The organism is Streptomyces longispororuber (assembly GCF_014656095.1).
GTDB lineage: Bacteria > Actinomycetota > Actinomycetes > Streptomycetales > Streptomycetaceae > Streptomyces > Streptomyces longispororuber.
This window is the reverse complement of record NZ_BNBT01000024.1, coordinates 46,358-70,966: the sequence shown is the minus strand read 5'-3', so window position 1 is coordinate 70,966 and position 24,609 is coordinate 46,358. Positions and strand designations below refer to the sequence as shown.

Below are 24,609 nucleotides of genomic sequence, written 5' to 3'. Positions count from 1 at the left end.
CGTGCGGGAGCCCGGCCGCGCCGCCGCGCGCGGGGTGCGGGCGAGGGCGGCCTCGGCGTGGGCGGGCCGGCGCCTGCGCCACCCCGGGGCGCAGCCGGGCTGACAGAAGTGGTCGACCGGCGTCGCGCGTCCGGCGTTTCCGCAGGCCAGTGCAGATGACAACGGTGTTCGGAACCGCGTTGCCAGATACCCCCCACCCGTAGTTGACTGAGGGCGTCGCCAGGGGCGGCGTACGGCGTCCGCGGAACCGGAGGAGCGCGTCATGGGCACGGGAAGCCACGACCACGGCCACGCGCCGCCCGCCACGGGCACGGCGACGGCGGCGTACCGGGGGCGTCTGCGGATCGCGCTGGGGATCACGCTCACCGTGATGGTGGTGGAGATCGTCGGCGGCGTGGTCGCGGATTCGCTCGCGCTGATCGCGGACGCGACGCACATGGCCACCGACGCGCTCGGCCTGGGCATGGCGCTGTTCGCCGTCCACATGGCGGGCCGCCCGGCGAGCGCGCACCGCACCTTCGGGTACGCCCGCGCCGAGATCCTCGCCGCGCTCGCCAACTGCCTGCTGCTGTTCGGCGTCGGCGGCTACGTCCTGTACGAGGCGGTGCAGCGGTTCGTCACGCCGTCCGAGACCGAGGGCGGCCTCACCGCCGTCTTCGGCCTCGTCGGTCTGGCGGCGAACCTCGTCTCGCTGCTCCTGCTGATGAGCGGCCAGAAGGACAGCCTCAACGTGCGCGGCGCCTTCCTGGAGGTCATGGCGGACGCGCTCGGCTCGGTGGCGGTCCTGGTGTCGGCGGCCGTCATCCTGCTCACCGGCTGGCAGACCGCCGACCCGATCGCCTCGCTGGTGATCGGCCTCATGATCGTGCCGCGCACCTGGAAGCTGCTGCGCGACACCCTGGACGTGCTGCTCGAAGCGGCGCCCAAGGGCGTCGACATGGAGGAGGTGCGCGCCCACATGCTGGCCCTGCCGGGTGTCGAGGACGTGCACGACCTGCACGCCTGGACCATCACCTCGGGCATGCCGGTGCTGTCCGCGCACGTCGTGGTGAGCGCGGAGACGCTGAGCGCCGTGGGCCACGAGAAGCTGCTGCACGACCTGCAGGGCTGCCTGGGCGACCACTTCGACGTCGCGCACTGCACGTTCCAACTGGAGCCGGGCGGCCACGCGGTGCACGAGCCGCGGCTCTGCCACTGACTCCTGCCGCCGCCCCGTCACGCGCGGGCGGTGCCGTCACGGGCAGTGCTACATTGGCCATGACCTTGAGCAGGCGGGGACATCGGGCCCCGCGGACGGAAGGAGGAGGTGGGTCGATGACGGCCGCGGTCCACGCCGCCCCGCGCGGCGACGCGCTCATCCCCACTTCCCGGGCCCACGGCTGCCCCTTTCGCGGACGCCCCTTCCGTACGCGTGACGCGTGCGCGGGTGCCTCCCCACGGCGGCCGGGCCCTCGACTCAAGGGTTTCCACCGTTGACTCAGCACGAGAACCAGCAACAGCCCCAGGAGCACGTCCAGCAGCAGGTGCGGGACGCCTTCTTCGCCCTGCACCACGGCCTGCCCCGGCAGGGCCCCGGCTCCGACGCCACCACCCGGCGCCTGCTCGCCCTCGCCGGTGAGCTGCCCGACCGTCCGCGCGTGCTCGACCTGGGCTGCGGGCCCGGCCGGTCGGCGCTGCTGCTCGCCGCGGAGGCGGGCGCGGCCGGCGCCGAGGTGACGGCCGTCGACCTGCACGAACCGTTCCTCGACGAGCTGCGCGCGGCCGCCCGGGCCCGCGGGCTCGACGGCTCGGTCCGCACCGAGGTGGCCGACATGGGCGCCCTCCCCCACCCGGACGGGTCCTTCGACCTCGTGTGGGCGGAGAGCTCCGTCTACTGCGTCGGCTTCGACACCGCCCTGCGGGCCTGGCGGCGGCTGCTCGCGCCGGGCGGGACGCTCGTCCTCACCGAGTGCGAGTGGACGACCGACCGGCCGTCCGCCGCGGCCCGCGCCTTCTGGGACGGGCAGTACCGGCTGCGGACCACCGGGGAGAACACGCGCGCGGCACTCGCCGCCGGCTACTCCGTGCTCGGCGTCGTGCCGCAGCCGGAGTCGGACTGGGAGGAGTACTACGCCCCGCTGCGGGCCCGCGCCGACGCCGCCGACCCGGGGTGGCCGGGCATGGCCGAGGCGCTCGCCGCCACCCGGGCCGAGCTCGCGATGCGCCGCGACCACGGGGACGAGTACGGGTACACCGGGTACGTCCTGCGCCCCGCGGGCGACGGCTGGCGCACCCGGCCAGAGGCCGCGTCGGGCGCCGACCGCGCGGCGGTGCGCGCCGTGCACGCCGCGGCCTTCCCCACCCGGGCCGAGGCCGACCTGGTGGACGCGCTGCGCGCCGACGCGGACGCCTGGCTGGAGGGCATGTCGTACGTCGCCGAGACGTCCGACGGCGAGGTCGTGGCGCACGCGCTCCTCACGCGCTGCCACGTCGACGAGGCCCCGGCGCTCTGTCTGGCGCCCGTGGCCGTGCTGCCGGCGTACCAGCGCACGGGCGCCGGTTCGGCGGTGGTGCGCGCCGTGCTGAGCGCCGCGCGCGCCCATGGCGAGCATCTGGTCCTCGTCCTCGGCCATCCCGAGTACTACCCGCGGTTCGGGTTCGTCCCGGCCTCGCGCCACGGGATCAAGCCAGGTTTCGAGGTGCCGGACGCGGCGATGATGGCGCTGGTCCTCGACGGGCCCGCCGGACCAGGTGATTCCGGGGCCGTGCCGCGCGGCACGATCACCTATCCGCCCGCCTTCGGGGTCTGATACCGCGGCCCCCGCGCGTCCCGTCCGCGACCGTCGCGGACGGGACATGCGGGGTCCCCGAAGTGCCGGATACACCGGTTTCGTACGGCAGACTTGAGGTCCGAGAACGAAGCTAAGGATGGGTATGCCGATCACACCTGCCACCGCGGCGCACAGCTCGTCGAACGGCGCCGGAGAGACAATCTTGCTCGAGCTCGTCGACGAGGACGGCAGGACGATCGGCACCGCGGAGAAGCTCGCCGCCCACCAGGCGCCCGGGCAGTTGCACCGGGCGTTCTCCGTCTTCCTCTTCGACGAGCAGGGCAGGCTGCTGCTCCAGCAGCGGGCGCTCGGCAAGTACCACTCCCCCGGCGTGTGGTCCAACACCTGCTGCGGCCACCCCTTCCCCGGCGAGGCGCCGTTCGCGGCCGCGGCCCGGCGCACCTTCGAGGAGCTCGGCGTCTCGCCGTCGCTGCTCGCCGAGGCGGGCACCGTGCGCTACAACCACCCGGACCCGGACTCGGGCCTGGTCGAGCAGGAGTACAACCACCTGTTCGTGGGGATGGTGCAGGCCGCGCTGCGGCCGGACCCCGAGGAGGTCGGCGGGACGGCGTTCGTCACGGCCGAGGAGCTGGCGGAGCGGCACGCGAAGGAGCCGTTCTCCGCGTGGTTCATGACGGTCCTGGACGCGGCACGCCCCGCGATCAAGGAGCTGACGGGCGCGGGCGCGGGCTGGTAGCACCTGGGGCGCCGCAGCCCGCCCCGGGTGCGTCCGCCAGGAGCGCCCGTCCGTCCGGTCGTCCGTCCACCGGGGCGCCCGCCCGTCTGCCCGTCCGTCCGCCCGGGGGCGCCCGCCCGGGGCCGTGCCGGGCCCTCAGCCCGCCCGGGGCCGTGCCGGGCCCTCAGCGCCCCCGCAGCCCTCAGGAGCCGCAGAGGCCTCAGGGGTGGTGCGGCCGGCCGTGGGCGCCGCCGGGTTTCAGGGGCAGCGCCGCCCAGATGACCTTGCCGCCGCTCGCCGTGTGCTCCACGTCGCAGGCGCCGCCCGCCTCGCGGGTGATCTCACGGACCAGCAGCAGTCCGCGGCCACCGGTCTGGCCGTGGTCGGCCACCAGGGCGGTCGGGCGGTAGGGGTGGTTGTCCTCGACGGACACCCGCACCCACTCGGCGCCGACCGCGACCTCCACGGCGAGCGTCGGGGAGAGCAGCGCCGCGTGCCGTACCGCGTTGGTGACCAGCTCGGAGACGATGAGCAGCAGGCCCTGCACCACCTCGTCCGAAGCCGGTACGCCCTGGCGCGCGAGCAGGTCGCGCACCGCGCGCCGTGCCTGCGGCACCGAGGCGTCGACGGCGGGTGCGGTGAACCGCCACACGCCTTCGTACGGCACTCGCCCACTGTCCCGAGGGAGTGGGCCCGGCCCTCTCCCGTCGTTCCCCATCGCCCGGTCCCCGCCCTCGCGCTCGATTGTCACCACACTAAGAGTGTTGGTAACGCGCTGGTCCGTACCGCACTACTGACCAGAAGTCAGCGAGTATCGACGGGATTTGATCGTCGACGTCTGCCCACGTCAACCGCGCGACTGGTCTTGGTCCCCTTCTGTCTGCTTCACCGTTTCTTCAGGTTGTACGGCTTCCCTGCCCCCTCCGAGGCGATCGTCACGCTCCGTGTTCAAAAGGGCGTCGTCCAGCGGGCGGCCGACCCCGCTGCCGACCCCGGTGCCGCCCCCGCTGTCCGCCCCTCGGTCGGCCACGAGGCTGATGATGCGCCGGGCCCCGATGCCCGTGGCGAGGAGGCCGAGGCCGTCGAAGAGCAGGGCCAGGGAGAAGAAGGTGCCGATGACGTACTGGCTGCTGCTCGGCCACTCGGCGAGCACCAGCACGCCGAGGAGGACGCCGAAGGCGCCCTGCAGCAGGGTCACGGCCATCTGCGGGCCGCGCACCACCACGCTGCCGACGAGCCGGAAGACGCCGCCGGTGAGGAACAGCAGCGCCGCGAACATCGTCAGGGTCTCCGCCGCCGCGTCGGGCCTGCGGATGACGACGACGCCCGCCGCGAGGTTCAGCGCGGCGACGACCACGCCGAGCCAGAAGAAGCTGGTGCCGCGCGACTGCACCGCGTGCAGCAGCGCCACGACGCCGCCGACCAGCAGCAGCCAGCCGAAGAGCAGCATCGAGGTGAGGGTGGCGACCCCCGCGTAGACCAGGCCCACCAGGCCGCCGAGGGCGAGGACGGCGCCGAGCAGCGCCAGCAGGCCGAAGCCGCGGCTGAGGGCCTTGGGGTCCGCGCCGCCGGGCCCTGGGGCACCGGCCGGGTCCCGGGGCGTGCCCCGGGCCTTGTCACGTCCGAACATGAGTGCCTCCGTCCGCCGTGCGCAGCCGCCCCTCGTCGATCGTACGATCGCCGCGGCCGGATAGCATCCGGCGCATGGAGCCGCAGCTCAAGCAGGCCGTCGCGGACGGCGTCGCCACCGTCGTCATCGACCATCCGGCGAAGCGCAACGCCATGACGGCGGACATGTGGCGCGCCCTGCCCCCGCTGCTCGACGCCCTCGCCGCCGATCCGGCGGTGCGCGCCCTCGTCCTGACCGGCGCGGGGGACACCTTCTGCGCGGGGGCCGACATCTCCTCGCTGCGCGCCGGGCCCGGCCGGGCGCAGGAGCTCTCGGTGCGCGCCGAGGAGGCCCTGGCCGCGTTCCCCAAGCCGACGCTCGCGGCGGTGCGCGGCCACTGCGTGGGCGGCGGCGCCCAGCTCGCGGCGGCCTGCGACCTGCGGTTCGCGGACGAGGGCGCGTCGTTCGCGGTGACCCCGGCGAAGCTGGGCATCGTCTACCCGGCGTCGGCCACGCGCCGCCTGGCCGCCCTGGTGGGCCCGGCCACGGCGAAGTACCTGCTGTTCTCGGGCGAGCCGATCGACGCGCGGCGGGCCCTGCGCACGGGCCTGGTGGACGAGGTGCTCCCGGCCGGGGAACTGGCCGGGCGCGTCGCGGAGTTCACCCGGGTCCTCGCCTCGCGCTCGCTGCTCACGCAGGCGGCGGCCAAGGAGTTCACGGGCGGGCGCACGGACCGGGACGGGCACTGGGCGCGGCAGGCGCGCGGCAGCGGCGACGCCGCCGAGGGCGTCGCCGCCTTCCTGGAGCGCAGGCAGCCGCGCTTCACCTGGACCCTGCCGGACGGGGCCGCTACGCGGACCGCGCCGCGCTGAACCGGCTCCTGTCGCGGAGCATCGCCACGAGGTGGGCGGGCGCCTTCCCGGGCGAGCCCGCGTCGTAGGGCGGCTGGGGGTCGTACTCGGCCATGAGCTGGACGGTCTGGGCGCGTTCGTCGCCCGCGATCCGCCCGACGAGGGCGAGGCCCATGTCGATGCCGGAGGAGACGCCGGCGGCCGTCACGTACTTGCCGTCGAAGACGACGCGCTCCTGAGAGGGGCGCACGCCGAGCCTCTCCAGCTCGCCGAGGGCGAGCCAGTGGGAGGTCGCCGTGCGGCCGTCGAGGAGCCCGGCGGCGGCCAGGGCGAGGGAGCCGGTGCACACGGACGTCGTCCAGGTGGTGGTGGCGTCGGCGGCGCGCAGCCAGCCGAGCAGCGCCTCGTTCTCCATCTGGTCGCTCTGGCCGGGGCCGCCGGGCACCACCAGGACGTCCGGCCGCGGCACCTCGTCGAAGGTCTTGTCGGCGACGAGGGCGAGGCGGCCGGTGTCGTCGCGCACGGGTCCGGTGCGCTCGGCCACGAGGACGACCTCCGCGCCCGGGACGCCGCCGAGCGTCTGGAAGGGGCCCACCGCGTCCAGGGCGGTGAAGCGTTCGTACAGGGCGATGGCGATCTGCATACGGGTTCCTAGGTGAGGGAGGTGGACAGGACGGTCGTGGAAGGCGGGGCGTGGAAGCGGCGGCGGTACTCCGCGGGGGCGGTGCCCAGCGCCTTGAGGAAGGCGCGGCGCATGGCCTCCGGGGTGCCGTAGCCGCAGGCGCGGGAGACCTCCTCGACCCCGCGCGAGGTGTCCTCCAGGAGGCGGCGCGCGTGCTCGACGCGGACGCGGTCGACGTACTTGCCGGGTGTCATGCCGGTCTCGGCCTGGAAGGCGCGGGCGAAGTGGCGCGGCGAGAGCCGGGCGCGCGCGGCCAGCCTCTCGACGCTCAGGTCGTCGTCCGGGTGCTCGGTGATCCACTGCTGGACCTCGCGCAGCGGCTCGCGGCTCGCGGTCTGCGCGGCCAACTGGGCGCTGAACTGGGCCTGGTTGCCTGGCCTGCGCAGGAACACGACCAGGTGGCGGGCGATGGTGAGGGCCATGGCGCGGCCGAGGTCCTCCTCGACCAGGGCGAGCGCGAGGTCGATGCCCGCCGTGACGCCCGCCGACGTCGCCACGCTGCCGTCGCGTACGTAGATGGGGTCCGGCTCGACCCGGACGGCCGGGTGGTCGCGGGCGAGCTTGTCGCAGTACGCCCAGTGGGTCGTGGCCCGGCGGCCGTCGAGCAGGCCCGCCCGGGCCAGCAGGATCGCCCCGGTGCACACGGAGACCAGGCGCCGTGCGCGCGGCCCGTGGACGCGCAGCCAGTCGACCAGGTCCGGGCGGCGCGGGCGGGTGCCGAGCCCGCCGGGCACGAGCAGCGTGTCGGGTGCGGGGGCCGCGTCGAGCGCGCGCAGGGAGTGGTCCGGGACCAGGGTGAGGCCGCTGGAGGTGCGCACGGGGGCGCCGTCCAGGGAGGCCGTGGACACCCGGTACGCGGGGTCGCCGCCGGGGTCGGCGGCCCCGCTGAACACTTCCGCCGGGCCGGTGACGTCGAGACTCTGGACGCCTTCGAAGAGGACGACGAGGACGGTTCGCTGCGCCATGGCCTCGATTCTTCGGGCAGGGGCGGGGTGGCCGCAATGACGGACACCCCACCATTCCTGCCATGGCACGCCCCGGCAGGTGGCCCGCGTGGTGTGCGGTGCCCCACCCTTCCCGCCATACCAACCAGTCGGTAACGTACGGGCATGACCTCTGCGACGACCTCCGCATCCTCCGCCGCCGGCGCGGACCCGCACCCGCGCGCGGGGCGCCGCTGCCACGGCGTCCTGAACGCCCTGCACTCGACCCACTACTTCGCGCCCGATCTGGGCCGGGAGCTGGGCGCCCTGGGGATCGCGCACCCTCGGGCCGTCAACTTCGCCGCCCGCGCGGCGGCGATGGGTGCCGTCGGCGCCGGAGCCGTGACGGCGGCCTTCTACAACTACCGGCCGGAGACCGTCGCCGAGCACGTGCCCGCGGTCTGGAGCGTCGCGGCACCCGACGCCGTCCTCGCGGCGCGGCTGCGGGCCGTCGACACCACGCTGCGGCGGCTGCTCGGCGACGAGGCCGTCGCCTCCCCGGAGATGGCGGAGGCGGCACGGCTCGCGCTGCGCGCCACCGAGGCCTGCACGCGCGCCGGGCGGCCCCTGTACTCCGCCCACGCCGACCTGCCCGTGCCCGAGGAACCGCACCTGGCGTACTGGCACGCCGCGACGCTGCTGCGCGAGCACCGCGGCGACGGGCACCTGGCCGCCCTCCTGGACGCCGGGCTCGACCCGGTGGAGGCCCTGGTGAGCCACACGGCGACCGGCAAGGGCATGACACCGCGGCGGAACCTCGCCATCCGCGGCTGGACCCAGGACGACTGGGACGCGGCGGTGGAGCGGCTGCGGGCGCGCGGAGTCCTCGCCGCCGACGGCGAGTTGACCGAGGCGGGCGCCGCGCTGCGGGAGCGGGTGGAGGAGCACACCGACCGCCTCGACCGGGCGCCGTACGAGCACCTGGGCGCGGCCGGCGTCGAGCGCCTCACCGAGCTGGGCGGGGCGTTCGCCGGGGCGGCGGCACGGGCGGGAGCGTTCCCGGCGGACCTGCTGGGCAAGGCCTGAGCGGGGGCCCCGGGGCGGGGCTCCGCCAGGGGCCCCGGGGAGGGCCGGTGGCCGCCCGGGGCGCATGATCCGCGGTGTTCGAGGTACCCGTTCGTTCCCGGCCCCCGTTCCGTGGGCCGCGACGAAGGGAGAGTCCAGGTGTTCCGTGCGATCGCGGATGTGCTGCGGCAGATCGGTGGCGCCATCGCCACCGTGGTGACGCTTCCGTTCCGGGCGCTGGCCCGGCTGTTCGGCGGAGCCTCCAGCTCCGCGAGGGGCGGAGGCCGGGGGCGGGCCCGACGGGTCTGAGGGGCCAGGGGCCTGAGGGGCCAGGGGCCCGAGGGGCCGCGAGTTCGACGGGGCCACGAGTCCGACGCGTGTGCGGGTCCGACGGGTCTGGACGCCCCCTGTCGGTGCCACCTGCCACAATTGCCGGGCAACCTCAGTGAGAAGGCGGTACCGGAACGTGGCACCCTCGCAGACGTCCACCCCAGCGTCCATCGAAAGCAGGATCGCCGAGGAACTCGGCGTACGGGAACGGCAGGTCAAGGCCGCCGTCGACCTGCTCGACGGCGGGTCGACGGTCCCCTTCATCGCCCGGTACCGCAAGGAGGCGACCGAGTCCCTCGACGACGCGCAGCTCCGCACGCTCGAGGAGCGCCTGCGCTATCTGCGCGAGCTGGAGGAGCGGCGCGCCGCCGTCCTCGACTCGGTGCGCGAGCAGGGCAAGCTCACCGACGAGCTGGAGGCGCGCATCCGCGAGGCCGACACCAAGGCCCGCCTCGAGGACATCTACCTGCCGTACAAGCCCAAGCGGCGCACCAAGGCCCAGATCGCCCGTGAGGCGGGCCTGGAGCCGCTGGCCGAGGGGCTGCTCGCGGACCCGGGCGTGGAGCCCCTCGCGGCGGCCGCCGCGTTCGTCGACGCCGACAAGGGCGTCGCGGACGCGCAGGCCGCGCTCGACGGCGCCCGGGCGATCCTGACGGAGCGCTTCTCCGAGGACGCGGACCTGATCGGCGAGTTGCGCGAGCGCATGTGGACGCGCGGCCGGCTCGCCGCGAAGGTCCGCGAGGGCAAGGAGGAGGCGGGCGCGAAGTTCGCCGACTACTTCGACTTCGCCGAGCCGTTCACGGACCTCCCCTCGCACCGCGTCCTCGCCCTGCTGCGCGGCGAGAAGGAGGACGTCCTCGAACTGGTCCTGGAGCCCGAGGAGCCCACGGAGGGACCGTCGTCGTACGAGGGCCTGGTCGCCCGGCGCTTCGGGATCGCCGACCGCGGGCGCCCCGGCGACAAGTGGCTCGCCGACACGGTCCGCTGGGCCTGGCGCACCCGCATCCTCGTGCACCTGGGCATCGACCTGCGGCTGCGGCTGCGCACCGCCGCCGAGGACGAGGCCGTGCGCGTCTTCGCGTCGAACCTGCGCGACCTGCTGCTCGCCGCGCCCGCGGGCACGCGCGCGACGCTGGGCCTGGACCCGGGTTTCCGTACGGGCGTGAAGGTCGCCGTCGTGGACGCCACCGGCAAGGTCGTCGCCACCGACACGATCCACCCGCACGTCCCGGCGAACAAGTGGGACGCGTCCCTCGCCACCCTGGCCCGGCTCGCGAAGGAGCACGCGGTCGACCTGGTCGCCATCGGCAACGGCACGGCGTCCCGCGAGACGGACAAGCTCGCCGGTGAACTCATCGCCAAGCACCCGGAGTTGGGGCTCACCAAGGTCATGGTCTCCGAGGCCGGCGCGTCGGTGTACTCGGCCTCCGCCTTCGCCTCGCAGGAGCTGCCGGACCTCGACGTGTCGCTGCGCGGCGCCGTGTCCATCGCCCGCCGCCTCCAGGACCCGCTGGCCGAACTGGTGAAGATCGACCCGAAGTCCATCGGCGTCGGCCAGTACCAGCACGACCTGTCCGAGGTGAAGCTGTCCCGCTCCCTCGACGCGGTCGTCGAGGACTGTGTGAACGGCGTGGGCGTGGACGTGAACACCGCCTCCGCCCCGCTGCTCGCCCGGGTCTCCGGCATCGGCTCCGGCCTCGCCGAGAACATCGTGGCGCACCGCGACGCCAACGGCCCGTTCACCAGCCGCAAGGCCCTCAAGGACGTGCCGCGCCTCGGCCCGAAGGCGTACGAGCAGTGCGCGGGCTTCCTGCGCATCCGCGGCGGCGACGACCCGCTGGACGCCTCCAGCGTGCACCCCGAGGCGTACCCGGTCGTGCGCCGGATGGTGCAGCGGGCGGGCGTCGACGTACCGTCCCTCGTCGGCAACACGGCGGTGCTGCGCTCCCTGCGGCCCGACGACTTCGTGGACGACACCTTCGGTCTGCCCACCGTCACGGACATCCTCAAGGAGCTGGAGAAGCCCGGCCGCGACCCGCGTCCGGCGTTCAAGACGGCCACGTTCAAGGAGGGCGTCGAGAAGATCGGCGACCTCGCGCCCGGGATGGTGCTGGAGGGCGTGGTCACGAACGTCGCCGCGTTCGGCGCGTTCGTCGACATCGGCGTCCACCAGGACGGCCTGGTGCACGTCTCCGCGATGTCCAAGAGCTTCGTCAAGGACCCGCGGGACGTGGTGAAGCCGGGCGACATCGTGAAGGTGAAGGTCCTGGACGTCGACGTGGCGCGCAAGCGGGTTTCGCTGACGCTGCGCCTGGACGACGAGGCCGCGGGCGGCAGCGGGCAGCGGGAACGCGGCGGGCGCCCGCCGCACCAGCGGCAGGGGCGGGGCCGCGGCGGCCAGCAGAGCCGGGGCGGCCGGGCCAAGGGCGGCGGCCCTCAGCGCAAGGAGCGGCAGGCTGCGCCGCCTGCCAATGATGCGATGGCGGAGGCTCTGCGGCGGGCCGGGCTCGTTGACCCCAAGCGGCGCTGAGTGCGCCGTTGCGTGTGCCCGGCCGTGTCGTCGTGCGTCTGCGGACTCGTCGTGGCCGGTCGCGCAGTTCCCCGCGCCCCTTCGGGGGCGCACCGGGGCGGAGGTCAGGGTGACCGTTCGGTCACCTTGCCCTCCGCCACCTCCAGGCGGCGCGTGACGCGTACGGCGTCGAGCATGCGGCGGTCGTGGGTGACGAGGAGCAGCGTGCCGGTGTAGGAGTCGAGGGCCGACTCGAGCTGTTCGATGGCGGGCAGGTCGAGGTGGTTCGTCGGCTCGTCGAGGACCAGCAGGTTCACGCCCCGGCCCTGGAGCAGGGCGAGCGCGGCGCGGGTGCGCTCACCCGGGGACAGCGTCGCCGCCGGCCGCAGCACGTGGGCGGCCTTCAACCCGAACTTGGCGAGCAGCGTGCGAACCTCGGCGGGCTCGGTGTCGGGCACGGCCGCGCCGAACGCGTCGAGCAGCGACTCCGGGCCGTGGAACAGGGCCCGCGCCTGGTCGACCTCGCCGACGACCACGCCGGAGCCGAGCGCCGCGTGCCCCTCGTCGGCGGGGACGCGGCCGAGCAGGGCGGCCAGGAGCGTCGACTTGCCCGCGCCGTTCGCGCCGGTGATGGCGACGCGGTCGGCCCAGTCGAGCTGAAAGGTGACCGGGCCGAGCGTGAAGCCGCCGCGCCGCACCACCGCCTCGCGCAGGGTGGCGACGACGGCGCCGGAGCGCGGGGCCGCGGCGATCTCCATGCGGAGCTGCCACTCCTTGCGCGGCTCCTCGACGGATTCGTCGCGGTCCAGGCGCTCCAGCATCCGCTGCGTCTGGCGGGCCTTCGCGGCCTGCTTCTCGCTGGCCTCGCTGCGGAACTTGCGGCCGATCTTGTCGTTGTCGCTGGCCTTGCGGCGGGCGTTCTTGACGCCCTTGTCCATCCACGTCCGCTGCATCTGGGCCCGGTCCTGGAGCGCGGCGCGCTTGTCGGCGTACTCGTCGTACTCCTCGCGGGCGTGGCGCCGGGCCACCTCGCGCTCCTCCAGGTAGGCGTCGTAGCCGCCGCCGTAGAGGTTGACCCGCCCTTGGGCCAGGTCGAGTTCGAGGACCTTGGTGACGGTGCGGGACAGGAACTCGCGGTCGTGGCTGACGAGCACGGTGCCCGCGCGCAGGCCGCGCACGAACGCCTCCAGGCGGTCCAGGCCCGCCAGGTCCAGGTCGTTGGTGGGCTCGTCGAGCAGGAAGACGTCGTAGCGGGACAGGAGCAGCGAGGCGAGACCCGCGCGGGCGGCCTGGCCGCCGGACAGCGACGTCATCGGCTGGTCGAGGCCGACGGCCAGGCCCAGGGCGGCCGCGACCTCCTCGGCCCGCTCGTCCAGGTCGGCGCCGCCGAGCGCGAGCCAGCGCTCCAGGCTCGTGGCGTACGCGTCGTCGGCGCCGGGCGCGCCCTCGACCAGGCGCTCGGTGGCCTCGTCCATGGCGCGCTGGGCGGCGGTGACGCCGGTGCGGCGGGACAGGAACGCGCGGATGGTCTCGCCGGGGCGGCGGTCCGGCTCCTGCGGCAGGTGCCCGACGGTCGCCGTCGGCGGCGACAGGCTGATCCGCCCGGACTCGGGGGTGTCCAGGCCGGCGAGGAGGCGCAGCAGCGTGGACTTCCCGGCGCCGTTGGCGCCGACGAGGCCGATGACGTCGCCGGGGGCGACGACGAGGTCGAGTCCCTCGAAGAGGGAGCGGTCGCCGTGGCCGGCGGCGAGGTCTTTGGCGACGAGGGTTGCGTTCATCAGGGCCCGAGCGTAACCGCTGCCCGGCGCCCGCTGCCGGGCCGCCCGGGGGGGCACGCCCGAGCCGCCCCGGGGGCACGCCCGAGCCGCCCCGGGGCTCCGGGCCGAACCCGTCCGTACCTTGCCTCGCTCCCCGCCCCGGCCGCATCCGCCGTACCGTCCGGCGAGGCCACGGCGACGCCGGGGCGCGTCAGCCGGGGGCGGCCGCCACCAGGACGCTGTCGGAGGTCCGGGCCACCACGTAGGGCGCCCCGCCGGGGAGGGGGACGCGGTGCTCCCCCGGCTCCAGGACCTCGTCGAGGACCTCGTGGACGCGCGGGCGCCGCAGCCGGTCCACGCGGTACGCCGTGAGGCGGACCCGGCACGGGGACGTGACCCGCGCGACCGCCGCCCCGTCCGCGACCGCGAGCCGGGCGAGGCGGCGCCGTCGTACCGATCCCCGGTCCAGGGCGCACTCGGTCTGCGCGACGAGCAGCGGCACGATCGGCGCGAGCCCGTCGACCTGGGCGGCCTCGACCCCGGCCCGCTCGAACGCGTCGAGCACGCCCCGCCGCACCCGCTCCGGCACCGCCCGGCCGAACACCACGGCGCCGTACGTGCGCAGCTCCTCCGCGGGGACGTCCGCCGCGTCCGCGGCGATCTCCGCGCCGATGCCGATGCCGCGCAGCGCCGCCGCGAGCCGCGCGAGCAGCGCGACGCGCGCGCCGATGAGCAGCGCCCGGCGCCGCTCGGCCCCCGGGTCGTCACCGGTGAGCAGCCGGCCGAGCTGCTCGCGGTACTCCCCGCCGCGGAAGCGGAACGGGCCCATGCCGTGGTAGCCGTTCAGCGCCAGGTCGGCGTGGTCGGACGTCTGCCAGGCGAAGTCCCGCCACACGTAGTCGTCCCCGGCGCGCTCGATGACCGCGGTGACCGCGCCGCACTCCAGGCTCTCGCACTCGGGGCAGCCGTAGATGACGTGCCGCCCGTCGCGCAGCGGCGGCTCCGCCTCCAGGAGCAGCCCGCGCACGTGCGCGGTGAAGATGGCGGGCGGGACGTCGGACGCGAGCGGGGACACGGCGTCGAGGTCGGCGAGCCGGAACAGCAGCGGTCGCCCGTCCACGACGAAGTCGACGAAGTCGCGGTGCGCTTGGCGGGCGCCGTCGGCGAGGACCCCGCCGGCGCGCATCGCCGGTGCCAGGCCGAAGGTCGCGTACTCGGCGGACATGCTGTGAGTATCCCCGGTCGCGGGGGGAGTGCGCGCGGGGCGTGACGTGTTCCGCTACGTTGCCGGGATGACGCAGGGCGATGACACGGATGTGATCGTGGTGGGCGGCGGTGTCGCCGGACTGACCACCGCCATGGTGCTCGCACGGCGCGGTGAGCGCGTGCGGGTGTGGACGCGGGAGCCCGCGGAGCGGACGACCTCGGCCGTCGCGGGGGGCCTGTGGTGGCCCTACCGCATCGAGCCGGAGGACCGCGTCGGCGACTGGTCGCTGCGATCCCTGGAGGCGTACGGGGAGTTGGCGGCGGACGGCCCGCACACGGGCGTACGCCTGGTCGAGGGCGTACACGCCGAGACCCGCCTGGACACGCTCGGCCCCTGGGCGGGGCGCGTACCGGGGCTGCGGGCGGCGACGGCCGCCGAGACGCACGGGTACCCGGGGCCCGGCGTGTGGGGGCGGCTGCCGCTGATCGACATGCCGGCGCATCTGGCGTGGCTGCGCGAGGAGTTGCGCGCGCTGGGCGTGGCCGTCGAGGTGCGGACGGTGGCGTCGCTCGCCGAGCCGCTCGCGCGGGCGCCGCGCGTCGTCAACTGCTCGGGGCTCGGCGCCCGGGACCTGGTGCCGGACGACTCGGTGCGGCCGGTGCGGGGGCAGCTCGTGCTGGTGGAGAACCCGGGGATCCGTACGTGGTTCACGGCCGCGGACGGCGCGTCGCAGGAGACGACGTACTTCCTGCCGCAGCCCGCCGGCCTGGTCCTGGGCGGCACGGCCGACGACGGCGACTGGTCCCTCACCCCGGACCCGGCGGTGGCGGAGGCGATCGTGGCGCGCTGCGCCCGGGTGCGCCCCGAGATAGCCGGGGCCCGGATCATCGGCCACCGGGTGGGACTGCGCCCCGTGCGCCCCGCCGTACGCCTGCAACGGGAGCGCGCGCACGGCGGCTGGGTGGTGCACAACTACGGGCACGGCGGAGCAGGCATCACGGTCGCCTGGGGCTGCGCCCAGGAGGCGGCCCGCCTGGTCACGGAGGCTGACGGGGCTTGAGGCGGTCCCTGCGGGGCCTGGCGGGGAGCGGGGCCGACGCGGGACGGGCCACGCGGCCGGGGCCCCGGCACGGAACGGTCCTGCCACGATTCGGCCCCCTCCCCCAGCACACCTAGGACGGTGAGCCGGGCGGGGTCAGACACGCGAAGGGCGGGGTGCGCCGCACGGCACACCCCGCCCGAACCCTGCTCCTGCTGAGTCCCGCCGGGCCCCGCCCGGCGCGCGGCTCAGCTCACGGGTCAGCGCACGGGATCAGGCTGCGGCGACGCGCCGCCCCCCGGACCCGTGCCGCCGTCGGCACCGCCGCCACCGGCACCGCTGCCGGGGTCGCCGTCAGCACCGCTGGAGGGGCCACCGCCCCCGGCGCCGGGCCCCCCGGGGCCGCCGGGCCCCCCGGAGTCGCCGGGGCCCCCGAGGCCAGGGCCCCCGCTGCCGGGGCCGCCCCCCTCCATGCCGTCGTCGACGTCCTCCGCCGGCTTGATCTGGATCTCGAACTCGCCCTCGTACTGCTCGTGGCCGGCGATGACGGCGCGTTCCACGGCCTCGATGCCGTGCTCGCCGCGCACGATGAGCGGGTCGTGCCGCAGGTCCCGCATGAGGGCCACGCACATGCCGATCATCACCAGGGTGAAGGGCGCGGCCACGAGGATCGTCAGGTTCTGCAGGCCGGTGAGGGCGTTGTCCTTGCCGTCGCCGATGAGCAGCATGATCGCGGCGACCGCGCCGGTGACCACGCCCCAGAAGATCACGACCAGGCGGCCGGGCTCCATGGAGCCCTTCTGGGAGAGCGTGCCCATGACGATGGACGCCGCGTCCGCGCCGGACACGAAGAAGATGCCGACGAGGATCATCACGAGCAGGCTCGTGACGGTGGCGATCGGGTACTCGTGCAGCAGGCCGAAGAGCTGGGCCTCCGGGGTGTCGTCGCCCTTGAGGCCGCCGTCCTGCTTCACGTGCATCGAGCTGCCGCCGAAGACGGCGAACCACAGCAGGCTGACCGTGCTCGGCACCAGGATGACGCCGCCCACGAACTGCCGGATCGTACGGCCCCGGCTGATGCGGGCGATGAACATGCCGACGAACGGCGTCCAGGAGATCCACCAGGCCCAGTAGAAGACCGTCCAGCTCCCCAGCCAGTCCGAGACGCCTTCCCCGCTGGACGCCTCGGTACGGCCGATGAGCTGGGGCAGTTCGTTCAGGTAGGAGCCGATGGAAGTGGGCAGCAGGTCGAGCATGATGACGGTCGGGCCCGCGACGAACACGAAGAGGACCAGGAGCAGCGCGAGCACCATGTTGATGTTCGACAGCCACTGGATGCCCTTCTCGACGCCGGACACCGCGGACGCCACGAACGCGACCGTGAGGACCGCGATGATGGCGACGAGCAGGCCCGTGCCGGCGTTGTCCATCCAGTCCAGTTCCTCGAAGCCGCTGCCGATCTGGAGCGCACCGAGGCCCAGGGAGGCGGCGGAGCCGAAGAGGGTGGCGAAGATGGCGAGGATGTCGATGACCCGGCCCCACGCGCCGTGGGCGTGCTTCTCGCCGATGAGCGGGACGAAGACGGAGCTGATGGTCTGCCGCCGGCGCCGCCGGAACGTGTTGTACGCGATGGCGAGGCCCACGACGGCGTAGATCGCCCAGGGGTGGAGCGTCCAGTGGAACAGCGTCGTCGCCATGGAGATCTCCATGGCGGCGGCGTCGTCGGCCGGGTCGGTGCCGGGCGGTGGCGTGGTGAAGTGGGCGAGCGGCTCGCTCACGCCGTAGAACATCAGGCCGATGCCCATGCCCGCGCTGAACATCATCGCGACCCAGGACACGGTGCGGAACTCGGGCTCCTCGCCCTCCTGGCCCAGCGTGATCTTCCCGTACCGGCTGACGGCGAGCCACAGGGCGAAGACCACGAAGCCCGTCGCGGCGAGCATGAAGGCCCAGCCGCCGTTGTGGATGAGGCCTTCGAGCATGTCCGTGGAGACGCTCTCGAGGCTGTCCGTCGCGACGCCGCCCCACACCACGAAGGCGAGGGTGAGCACGGCCGTGACGCCGAACACGATCCGGTCGGTCTGGGGTGAGCGGCCGCCGGAGTGGCCCCCCACCGACAGTGGCGGGCCTCCTCCGACGTCCGGCTTCTGGGGTTCCTGCGTCACAAGTGGCACCTTTCGCGAGGCGGTCACGGACTGACTGATCGTCGGTTTCTTGTTTCCGCTAACCCCCTACCACATGTGACATGCCGGAAGAGGGCTCAACAGTCGGTGTCGGGCTGCCCGCTGACGAGGTGGTAGGGCGCCCGGCCGTCGAGCAGCAGCGGGACCAGGGCGCGCGCGGACTGCCGCAGCGGTACGAGCACACCCCCGTCGCCTCCGCGGCGCACGGTCACGCCGTGCAGGCCCAGCTCGTCCCCGACCTCGGCGTACTGCTGCTTGGTGAGCCGGTAGCCGCAGGCCGGGTCCTGGAGGGTCTCGCCGGGCTCGGCCGGGTCGTTGTCGGCGCCGCCGAGGTAGACCGGGCCCCGGTCGCGCAGGCCCGCGAGGCGCGCGGCGGTCGTGGCGGCCTCCAGGCGCCACCGGTGCTCGTCGGCGTAGCGGAACAGGCCCTTGAGCGCGGAGAGCTGGGAGTGGACGCGGCGGCGGTTGTTGAGGGCCGGGTCGTTCTTCTCGGCGTCCGTGAGCGGGTCGACGCGGCTCTCGATGAGCAGGCCCGCGGCGTGCTTGATGCCGGACATGTTGCGCAGGATGCGCTCCTGGCCGTCGCCCGCGACCTGTCTGATCGGCTCGCCCGTGACGGGGTCGGTCCAGATGCCGTACGTGCCGACGGTGTGGCCGTCGGCGGTCGCGGCGGGACGGACGTAGGACCCCGACAAGGTCTTGGCCTCCCGGTGCACCGCGTCATGGGTGTTGAGGTTGCGCGGCCACAGGTCGAACAGGTCCTTGTCGTAGTACCGGGGCGTGGCCCCGTACTCGTGCAGGTCGTAGATCGCGTCGGGCTTCCGGTCGCGGATGACGGCGGCCATGGCGCGGCCCTCGGCGGTCTTCAGGGCGAGGTGGTCGCGGTTGACGTCGACGCCGTCGGCGTTGCCGCGGGTGTCGGCGGCGCGGCCGTCCGGGTTGGCGGTGGGTATCACGAGCAGCGTGGTGCGGGACAGGAACCGGCGGGTGGCCTTGTCCCGGGCGTAGGCGAGGTCGCGGACGGTGCTGAGGCAGGCCTCGCGTCCTGAGGGCTCGTCGCCGTGCTGGCTGCACACGAGCAGCACGGTGCTCGCGGTGCGGCGTTCGCCGACGCGGACGAGCTGGAGGGGCCGGTTCTGCGCGGTGGTGCCGATGCGGGAGACGGTGACCCGGTCGCTCGCCTTGTCGACGGTCGCGAGCAGCCGCTGCTCCTCGGGCTGGCTGGTCCAGCGCGCGCCGTCGCTCTCCTCGAAGCCGGTGCGCGGCGGGGCCGGGGCCGCGGGCGCGGCCTGGGCGGGGGCCGTCAGGAGCGGGGCGGCGAGCGCGGCGCAGGCGGCGGCGAGGGCGAGGGCGCGGATGCGGGGTGTCATGAGGTACGGCCTCCCGGTACGGGGACGATCGGGCGTGCGGGGGCGACGCCGTCGAGGCGGGACGTGCCCGGCGCGGTGGCGTGCGGGGTGGTGGCGAAGGCCTTGGCGCCGCCGACGAGCGGCAGCCGGGCGGCGGTCCTGGCGAGGTCGACGGTGAGCGTCGGGGTGTCGGCGGGCGGGGTGATGAGGTTGCGGTCGGTGCCGCCGATGACGAGCGCGAGCCGGTGGCCCTTCGGTACGACGTGGTCGCTCGCGGCGAGGTCGAGGGTGATCGTGACGGGCTCGCCGGGGGTGAGCGGGCGGCCGTGGCGGGGGTCGGCGTGGTGGCCGAGGTCGGCCCAGCCGCGGCTGAAGACGGTGAAGTCGACGTCGGCGGTCCTGGCGACGGTGTCCTTGAAGCAGGAGCTGTCGCCGGGGGTGCTCGCGCCCCAGCAACTGCGCCCGGGCAGCGTGGTGATGCCTTCGTCGTCGTGCGCGTAGTCGCGGATGGTGGCGGGGCCGATGTCGGCGAGGACGGCGGTCAGGTGCGCGGTGGGGGTCGTCGGCGTCACGGTGACGGTGACGGTCGAGGAGCCGGACAGGCGCAGGTCGCGGGCGAGCGGCCGGGTGGTGAAGCCCGCTTTGGACGACGTGGGGACGTCGATGGCGGAGGCCCATGCGATCTCGCCGATGCGCCGGTCGTCCGTGAACGTCTCGGTGCCCTTGCCGCGGCGGGTGCCGAGGGTGCCGACGCCGGGGGCGGCGCCCTTGGCCGGGCGCAGGGTGACGGTGTCCGTGGCGCGCGGCGGCCAGGTGCGGTCGGTGGTCCAGCGGTCGGGGGCGCGCTCGATGTCGGCCATGGGTTCGCGGTCGACGCCGTTGGCGTAGCCGAGGAGTTCGTGGTCGAACCAGCGGTGCAGGGTGCGCACCCAGTGGGCGCGGCGGAAGTCGAAGGGGTCGACGTGTCCTGCCTGGCTCAGCCACAGCTTGCGCTGCATGCCCGCTTCGCCGAGGGCCTGCCACCACTGCCCGAAGTGCTTCATGCGCACGTTCAGGTCCTGCGCGCCGTGCACGGCGAACACGCTGGCCCGCACCTTGCGGGCGTCCGGCACGTGGTCGCGCTCGGTCCACAGCGGGGTCCAGTCGCCGCTGCGGGGCGCGCCCTCGACGAGCCGCTGCTTCACGTGGCCGCAGCGGGCGCGGCCCTCGGGGCTCTCCACCGCGCGGGCGAGGCCGTCGGGGCCGCTGTTGAACAGCGGGGCGCCCTTGGCGAAGTAGTAGTCGTACCAGGAGGAGATGGCGCCGATCGGCACGATGGTCTTCAGGTTCCTGACGCCGGTCGCGGCGACGCCGTTGGCGACGGTGCCGTCGTAGCTCTTGCCGATCATGCCGGTGCGGCCGTTGGTCCAGGTGGCGCGCACGCGTTCGCCGCCGGTGGGCGCGGTGTACGCGCGGGCCCGGCCGCCCAGCCAGTCCACGACGGCCTTGGCGGACCGGACGTCGGAGCGCCCGCCGACGTCGACGCAGCCCGTGGAGCGGTTCGTGCCGGCGAGGTCGACGGCGACGTACGCGTAGCCGCGGGGCACGAAGTAGTTGTCGTAGTACAGCGGGAACTGCACCGGCCGGCCCTGCGCGTCGTACGTCTTCTTCTGGCTCTCGTTGCCGCGGCCGCAGCAGGCGTAGTACGGGCTGGCGTCCATGATGACGGGGATCTTCCGCCCCTGGGCCGCGGGTTCGCGGGGCCGGACGACGTCGACGGCGACGCGGTCGGCCGTGCCGTCCGCGTCGCCGTCGAGGCCGGTGTCCACCCACACGGACTCGCGTATCGCGTCCGCGTAGGAGTGGACGGGTCTGCTCTCCCGGGGCGTGTCGTACGCGGCCGGGGCGCCGGGCGCGGACCGCGCGGCGCCCGGGGACAGGAGGGTGGCGAGCAGGGCGGTGAGGGCCGCCGTCGAGAGCGTTCTCCACATCGGCGGGCGGGTGCGCGCGGGTATCGGCATGGCGCGGAAGGTACACCGGTCAACAGCGGCCGGAAAGAGGGCCGTACGGGGCTCGCGGCGCGGGCCGCGCACGGTGGTGAAAGGTGCGTCGGTCATGGTCGCACATGTCGGCCGAATGGCGATCGTGTGACATATGCGGCCATGGACATGACCGGGAGTGGCGGGGCTCAATAGGGTCGACCGCATCGCGAGGTGCCCGGCACCCCGGCCCCCGACCGGGGCCGGGTGCCGGGCGCAACGACCCGCACCGCCTACCCACTTGGAGATACACGTGCACCGCAGCAGACTCATCGCCCCGGGCGCGCTCGCCGCCTCCCTCCTGCTGGCGATCCCGGCGACGGCGGCCGACTTCACGCCCGGGGCCCCCGGCGTGGGCGACTCCTACTACCCGGACCACGGCAACGGCGGCTACGACGTCTCGCACTACGACCTGCGCCTGAAGTACCAGCCGACGACCGACCTGCTGGAGGGCACGGCGACCATCACCGCCACCACCACGCAGGACCTGTCGCGCTTCAACCTCGACTTCGGCCTGAAGGTGAGCGAGGTGCGCGTCAACGGCAAGAAGGCCGCGTTCGCGCGCTCCGGCGAGCAGGAGCTGGAGATCACGCCCAAGTCGGGGCTGCCGAAGGGCAGTTCCGTGACGATCGTCGTGCGGTACGCGGGCAAGCCGTCCGAGGTGAAGATACACGGCTTCACCGCCTGGCAGCGCACGCCCGACGGGGGCGTCGCCGCGCAGGAGCCGGAGTCGGCGGCCTGGTGGTTCCCCGCCAACGACCACCCGCGCGACAAGGCCACGTTCGACGTGTCGGTGGCCGTGCCGGACGGCTCCCAGGCCATCTCCAACGGCGTGCTCCAGCGGCAGACCTCGCGCCTCGGCTGGACCCGCTTCGACTGGCGCTCCAACAAGCCGCAGGCGCCGTACCTGGCGACGCTCGCCGTCGGCAAGTTCGACATCACGACGGACAAGACCGAGAACGGCCTGCCCGTCCTGAACGCCTACAGCAAGGACCTCGGCGACAACGCGGGCGCCGCCCGCGCCAGCATCGAGCGCACCACCGAGGTGGCCGAGTGGCTGGAGGAGGTGTTCGGCCCCTACCCCTTCAACGCGCTCGGCGGCTACGTCCCGAACGTCCCCGCGAGCTACGCCCTGGAGACCCAGACGCGCCCGTTCTACGGCCCCCGGGCCTTCGCCAACGGCTCGAACGTCTCCATCGTCGTGCACGAGATCGCCCACCAGTGGTACGGCGACAGCGTCTCCGTGGAGAACTGGAAGGACATCTGGATCAACGAGGGCTTCGCGCGCTACAGCCAGTGGCTGTGGTCCGAGAAGGAGGGCGAGGGCACGGCGCAGGAACTCGCCGACTACGCCTACGCCTCCCGCCCCGCGACCGACCCCTTCTGGCAGGTCAAGCCGGGCGACCCGGGCCCCGACAACCAGTTCCACGCCGCCGTCTACGACCGCGGGGCCCTCGCCCTGCAGGCGCTGCGGAACAAGGTCGGCGACAAGACCTTCTTCAAGATCCTGAAGGGCTGGCCGACGGAGCGGGCGCACGGCAACGCGTCCGTGCGGGACTTCGTGTCCTACGCCGAGGAGGTCAGCGGCAAGCCGCTGAGCGGCCTCTTCGACACGTGGCTGTACAAGGCGGGCAAGCCGGGCGCTCCGGCCGCGCGGGGGGCGGGGGTCGCTCGGGCCGCGGGGGAGAAGGCTCCGGCGAAGCCGAAGTCCTGGAAGAAGATCACCGCGACGAACACCCTCCACGACCACCACTGACCACCTCCGGCGAGCCCGGGCGGAACCGCTCCGCCCGGGCTCGCGCGGGTTGGTCTGGCTTTCCGCCCGGGCTGGTCCGGCTCCGCTTGGCCTGCGGCTGGGCTCGGGCGGGTCGGCTTGGCCTGGGGCCGGGCTCGGGCTTGGTCGCCGCTTGGCCTGGGCCCGGCCGGCCTGGCTCCGCTTTGGCGCTTGGGCTCGGGGGCGTCTTTGTCCGTCGCTGGGGTGGTGGTTCGCTGATCCGCCGCTTCGCGACGGATGTTCCCCCGCCCGCCCGCCCCCTCCGGGGCGGACCGGCCGGGGGGGTCTGGTTGGCCTCACCCGACGCGGGCTCGGGCCCATCCAGCTTCGCTTGGCCTGGGCCCGGGCTTGGTTGGCTCCGCTCGGCCCGAGCCTGGGCTCGCGCGGCTCCGCCTGTCCTGGGCCCGGGCCCATCTGGCACCGCTTGGCCCTGGCTCGGGCTTGGTCGGCTTCGCTTGACCCGCGCGGCTCCGCTCGGCCTGTGCTCGGGCCCACCCGGCTCCGCTTGGCTCCGCTCAGGCTTGCTCGCTCCACTTGGCCTGCGCTCGGGCCTGGTCGGCTCCGTTTGGCCTGAGCCTGGGCTCGCGCGGCTCCGCCTGGCCTGGGCCCCGGGCACATCTGACGCCGCTTGGCCCTGGCTGGGGCTTGGTCGGCTCCGCTTGACTTGGGCCCGGGCTCGCGCGGCTCCGCTTGGCCTGGGCCCGGCTCGGTTTCATCTGGATCTGCTTCGGCGCCTGGGCTTGAGGTCGTCTTCGTCCGTCGCTGCGGTGATGGTTCGCTGATCCGCCGCTCCGCGACGGATGTACCCCCGCCCGCCCGCCCCCTCCGGGGCGGACCGGCCGGGAGGGTCTGGCTGGCCTCACCCGGCGCGCGCTTGGTTGCCCCACGTGGCCATCGCATGAGCCCGCCCGCCCCTTCTTCGGCGCCTGGGCTCAGGTTTCGCGTTCGTCCCTCGCCGGGATGGCGGTCCCCTGAGCCGCCGCTTCGCGACGGATGTTCCCCCCCCACCCGTCCGCCCCCTCCGCGGCGGACCGGCCGGGGGGCCGGTGGGGGCGGGGGATCTCGCCGCCGGGAGGCTGGGAGCCAAGGGCCCGAGCGCGGGGCCGAGGAGGTCTGGGTACTGCGGCGAGCCGGGCAGGGGGCTGAAAGCTCGCCGACCGAGCCCGGTCACCAGGGTGGTACGGGCGGGCGGGTCAGCAGGTTTGGCTCGCTGCCGCGCGGAGTGGTGGCCAGGGTGCTTACGGGTCGGACGGGAGGGCTCGCCTCGCTGCCGCGAGAGTTGTCGGCTGGGGCTCAAGGTCCACCACGCCCGGTCGAACCTGGCCACCAGGGCGGCACGGGCGGGCGGGTGGGAAAGCCCGGCTCACTGCCGCCAGAGGTGTCGGCCAGGGCTCAAGGTCCACCACGCCCGGTCGAGCCTGGCCACCAGGGCGGCACGGGCGGGCGGGTGGGAAAGCCCGGCTCACTGCCGCGAGAGGTGTCGGCCAGGGCCCAACGGCCACCAAGCCCGACCCAGCCCGGTCACCAGGGCGGTACGGGCGGGCGGGTGGGAAAGGCTGGGGGTGCCGCCGCCAGGCCCCTGTGCCGACGGGCGGCACCCGCGTGGGGTACCGCCCGTCGGCGCAGGGGCAAGGGCTCGCTGCCCAGTCACCCCGGAGGGCCGGGGCAAGGGCTCGCTGCCCGGTCCCCCCGGAGGACCGGGGCCCGGTGGCCGGAAGGCCAGGGCCGGGGCCCGGTGGCTGGAAGGCCAGGGCCGGGGCCCGGTGGCTGGAAGGCCAGGGCAGGGGCCCGGTGGCTGGAAGGCCGGGGTAGGGGACCGGGGCCTCG

At 74.6% G+C, this 24,609-nt stretch carries 18 protein-coding genes; 9 read left to right on the top strand and 9 right to left on the bottom strand.

The annotated features are described in order from the left end of the window. The first annotated feature begins 262 nt into the window (after positions 1–262). The 3 genes from IE330_RS11225 to idi all read left to right on the top strand — a co-directional run bounded on the left by IE330_RS11225 (position 263) and on the right by idi (position 3,507). Positions 263–1,198, top strand: coding sequence for a cation diffusion facilitator family transporter (locus tag IE330_RS11225; RefSeq protein WP_190135767.1), 936 nt, complete (start codon positions 263–265; stop codon positions 1,196–1,198). Positions 1,199–1,472: 274 nt separating this feature from the next. Beyond that, positions 1,473–2,789, top strand: a complete 1,317-nt coding sequence (locus IE330_RS11220; protein WP_229925557.1) for a bifunctional class I SAM-dependent methyltransferase/N-acetyltransferase — start codon at positions 1,473–1,475, stop codon at positions 2,787–2,789. Between the two features lie 124 nt (positions 2,790–2,913). Further along, positions 2,914–3,507 carry an isopentenyl-diphosphate Delta-isomerase gene (gene idi / locus IE330_RS11215; protein ID WP_190135766.1) on the top strand — a complete coding sequence of 198 codons (594 nt, stop codon included), beginning with the start codon at positions 2,914–2,916 and terminating at the stop codon, positions 3,505–3,507. A 199-nt stretch (positions 3,508–3,706) separates the two neighbouring features. Here the strand turns inward: idi and IE330_RS11210 are convergent, their stop codons facing one another. Both IE330_RS11210 and IE330_RS11205 read right to left on the bottom strand, forming a co-directional pair. Further along, on the bottom strand, positions 3,707–4,204 hold the full coding sequence (locus IE330_RS11210; RefSeq protein ID WP_190135774.1) for an ATP-binding protein: 498 nt from the start codon (positions 4,202–4,204) through the stop codon (positions 3,707–3,709). A 129-nt stretch (positions 4,205–4,333) separates the two neighbouring features. Then, positions 4,334–5,116: an HdeD family acid-resistance protein gene (locus IE330_RS11205; RefSeq protein WP_190135765.1), complete on the bottom strand. Its 783-nt coding sequence runs from the start codon at positions 5,114–5,116 to the stop codon at positions 4,334–4,336. Positions 5,117–5,190: 74 nt separating this feature from the next. On the opposite strand from IE330_RS11205, the gene IE330_RS11200 reads away from it, so the two are divergent. Further along, entirely contained in the window at positions 5,191–5,967 is a 777-nt protein-coding gene (locus IE330_RS11200; RefSeq protein ID WP_190135764.1) for an enoyl-CoA hydratase/isomerase family protein, read from the top strand. On the opposite strand, the gene IE330_RS11195 is transcribed toward IE330_RS11200, so the two are convergent. Together IE330_RS11195 and IE330_RS11190 are read right to left on the bottom strand one after the other, a co-directional pair. Continuing rightward, positions 5,945–6,589, bottom strand: a complete 645-nt coding sequence (locus IE330_RS11195) for a DJ-1/PfpI family protein (RefSeq protein WP_190135763.1) — start codon at positions 6,587–6,589, stop codon at positions 5,945–5,947. The two genes, IE330_RS11200 and IE330_RS11195, sit on opposite strands and share 23 nt — an antisense overlap. A gap of 8 nt (positions 6,590–6,597) precedes the next feature. Then, positions 6,598–7,593 (bottom strand): GlxA family transcriptional regulator, encoded by a 996-nt coding sequence (locus IE330_RS11190; protein ID WP_190135762.1) that lies wholly within the window; start codon positions 7,591–7,593, stop codon positions 6,598–6,600. A 144-nt stretch (positions 7,594–7,737) separates the two neighbouring features. Here IE330_RS11190 and IE330_RS11185 point away from each other — a divergent pair, with 144 nt between their 5' ends. The 3 genes from IE330_RS11185 to IE330_RS11175 all read left to right on the top strand — a co-directional run bounded on the left by IE330_RS11185 (position 7,738) and on the right by IE330_RS11175 (position 11,476). After that, on the top strand, positions 7,738–8,637 hold the full coding sequence (locus IE330_RS11185; protein ID WP_190135761.1) for an SCO6745 family protein: 900 nt from the start codon (positions 7,738–7,740) through the stop codon (positions 8,635–8,637). 138 nt (positions 8,638–8,775) lie between these two features. Next, entirely contained in the window at positions 8,776–8,925 is a 150-nt protein-coding gene (locus IE330_RS11180) for an LPFR motif small protein (protein WP_190135760.1), read from the top strand. A gap of 157 nt (positions 8,926–9,082) precedes the next feature. Further along, entirely contained in the window at positions 9,083–11,476 is a 2,394-nt protein-coding gene (locus IE330_RS11175) for a Tex family protein (protein WP_229925556.1), read from the top strand. 104 nt (positions 11,477–11,580) lie between these two features. On the opposite strand, the gene IE330_RS11170 is transcribed toward IE330_RS11175, so the two are convergent. Both IE330_RS11170 and IE330_RS11165 read right to left on the bottom strand, forming a co-directional pair. Then, positions 11,581–13,233 (bottom strand): ABC-F family ATP-binding cassette domain-containing protein, encoded by a 1,653-nt coding sequence (locus IE330_RS11170; protein WP_190135758.1) that lies wholly within the window; start codon positions 13,231–13,233, stop codon positions 11,581–11,583. A 190-nt stretch (positions 13,234–13,423) separates the two neighbouring features. After that, the gene (locus IE330_RS11165; RefSeq protein WP_190135757.1) at positions 13,424–14,437 is read right to left on the bottom strand and encodes an oxidoreductase; all 1,014 of its coding nucleotides are present in this window, start codon (positions 14,435–14,437) and stop codon (positions 13,424–13,426) included. A gap of 67 nt (positions 14,438–14,504) precedes the next feature. On the opposite strand from IE330_RS11165, the gene IE330_RS11160 reads away from it, so the two are divergent. Further along, the gene (locus IE330_RS11160; RefSeq protein ID WP_190135756.1) at positions 14,505–15,479 is read left to right on the top strand and encodes an FAD-dependent oxidoreductase; all 975 of its coding nucleotides are present in this window, start codon (positions 14,505–14,507) and stop codon (positions 15,477–15,479) included. A gap of 239 nt (positions 15,480–15,718) precedes the next feature. On the opposite strand, the gene IE330_RS11155 is transcribed toward IE330_RS11160, so the two are convergent. The 3 genes from IE330_RS11155 to IE330_RS11145 form a co-directional block, all read right to left on the bottom strand. Beyond that, the gene (locus IE330_RS11155) at positions 15,719–17,632 is read right to left on the bottom strand and encodes a BCCT family transporter (RefSeq protein ID WP_373314622.1); all 1,914 of its coding nucleotides are present in this window, start codon (positions 17,630–17,632) and stop codon (positions 15,719–15,721) included. A gap of 86 nt (positions 17,633–17,718) precedes the next feature. After that, entirely contained in the window at positions 17,719–19,011 is a 1,293-nt protein-coding gene (locus IE330_RS11150) for a M14 family metallopeptidase (protein WP_190135755.1), read from the bottom strand. Then, entirely contained in the window at positions 19,008–20,990 is a 1,983-nt protein-coding gene (locus IE330_RS11145) for a Xaa-Pro dipeptidyl-peptidase (protein WP_229925555.1), read from the bottom strand. Before IE330_RS11145 ends, IE330_RS11150 begins: the two co-directional genes overlap by 4 nt. A gap of 271 nt (positions 20,991–21,261) precedes the next feature. Here IE330_RS11145 and IE330_RS11140 point away from each other — a divergent pair, with 271 nt between their 5' ends. Beyond that, positions 21,262–22,764: a M1 family metallopeptidase gene (locus tag IE330_RS11140; RefSeq protein WP_190135754.1), complete on the top strand. Its 1,503-nt coding sequence runs from the start codon at positions 21,262–21,264 to the stop codon at positions 22,762–22,764. The last annotated feature ends 1,845 nt before the right edge of the window (positions 22,765–24,609 follow it).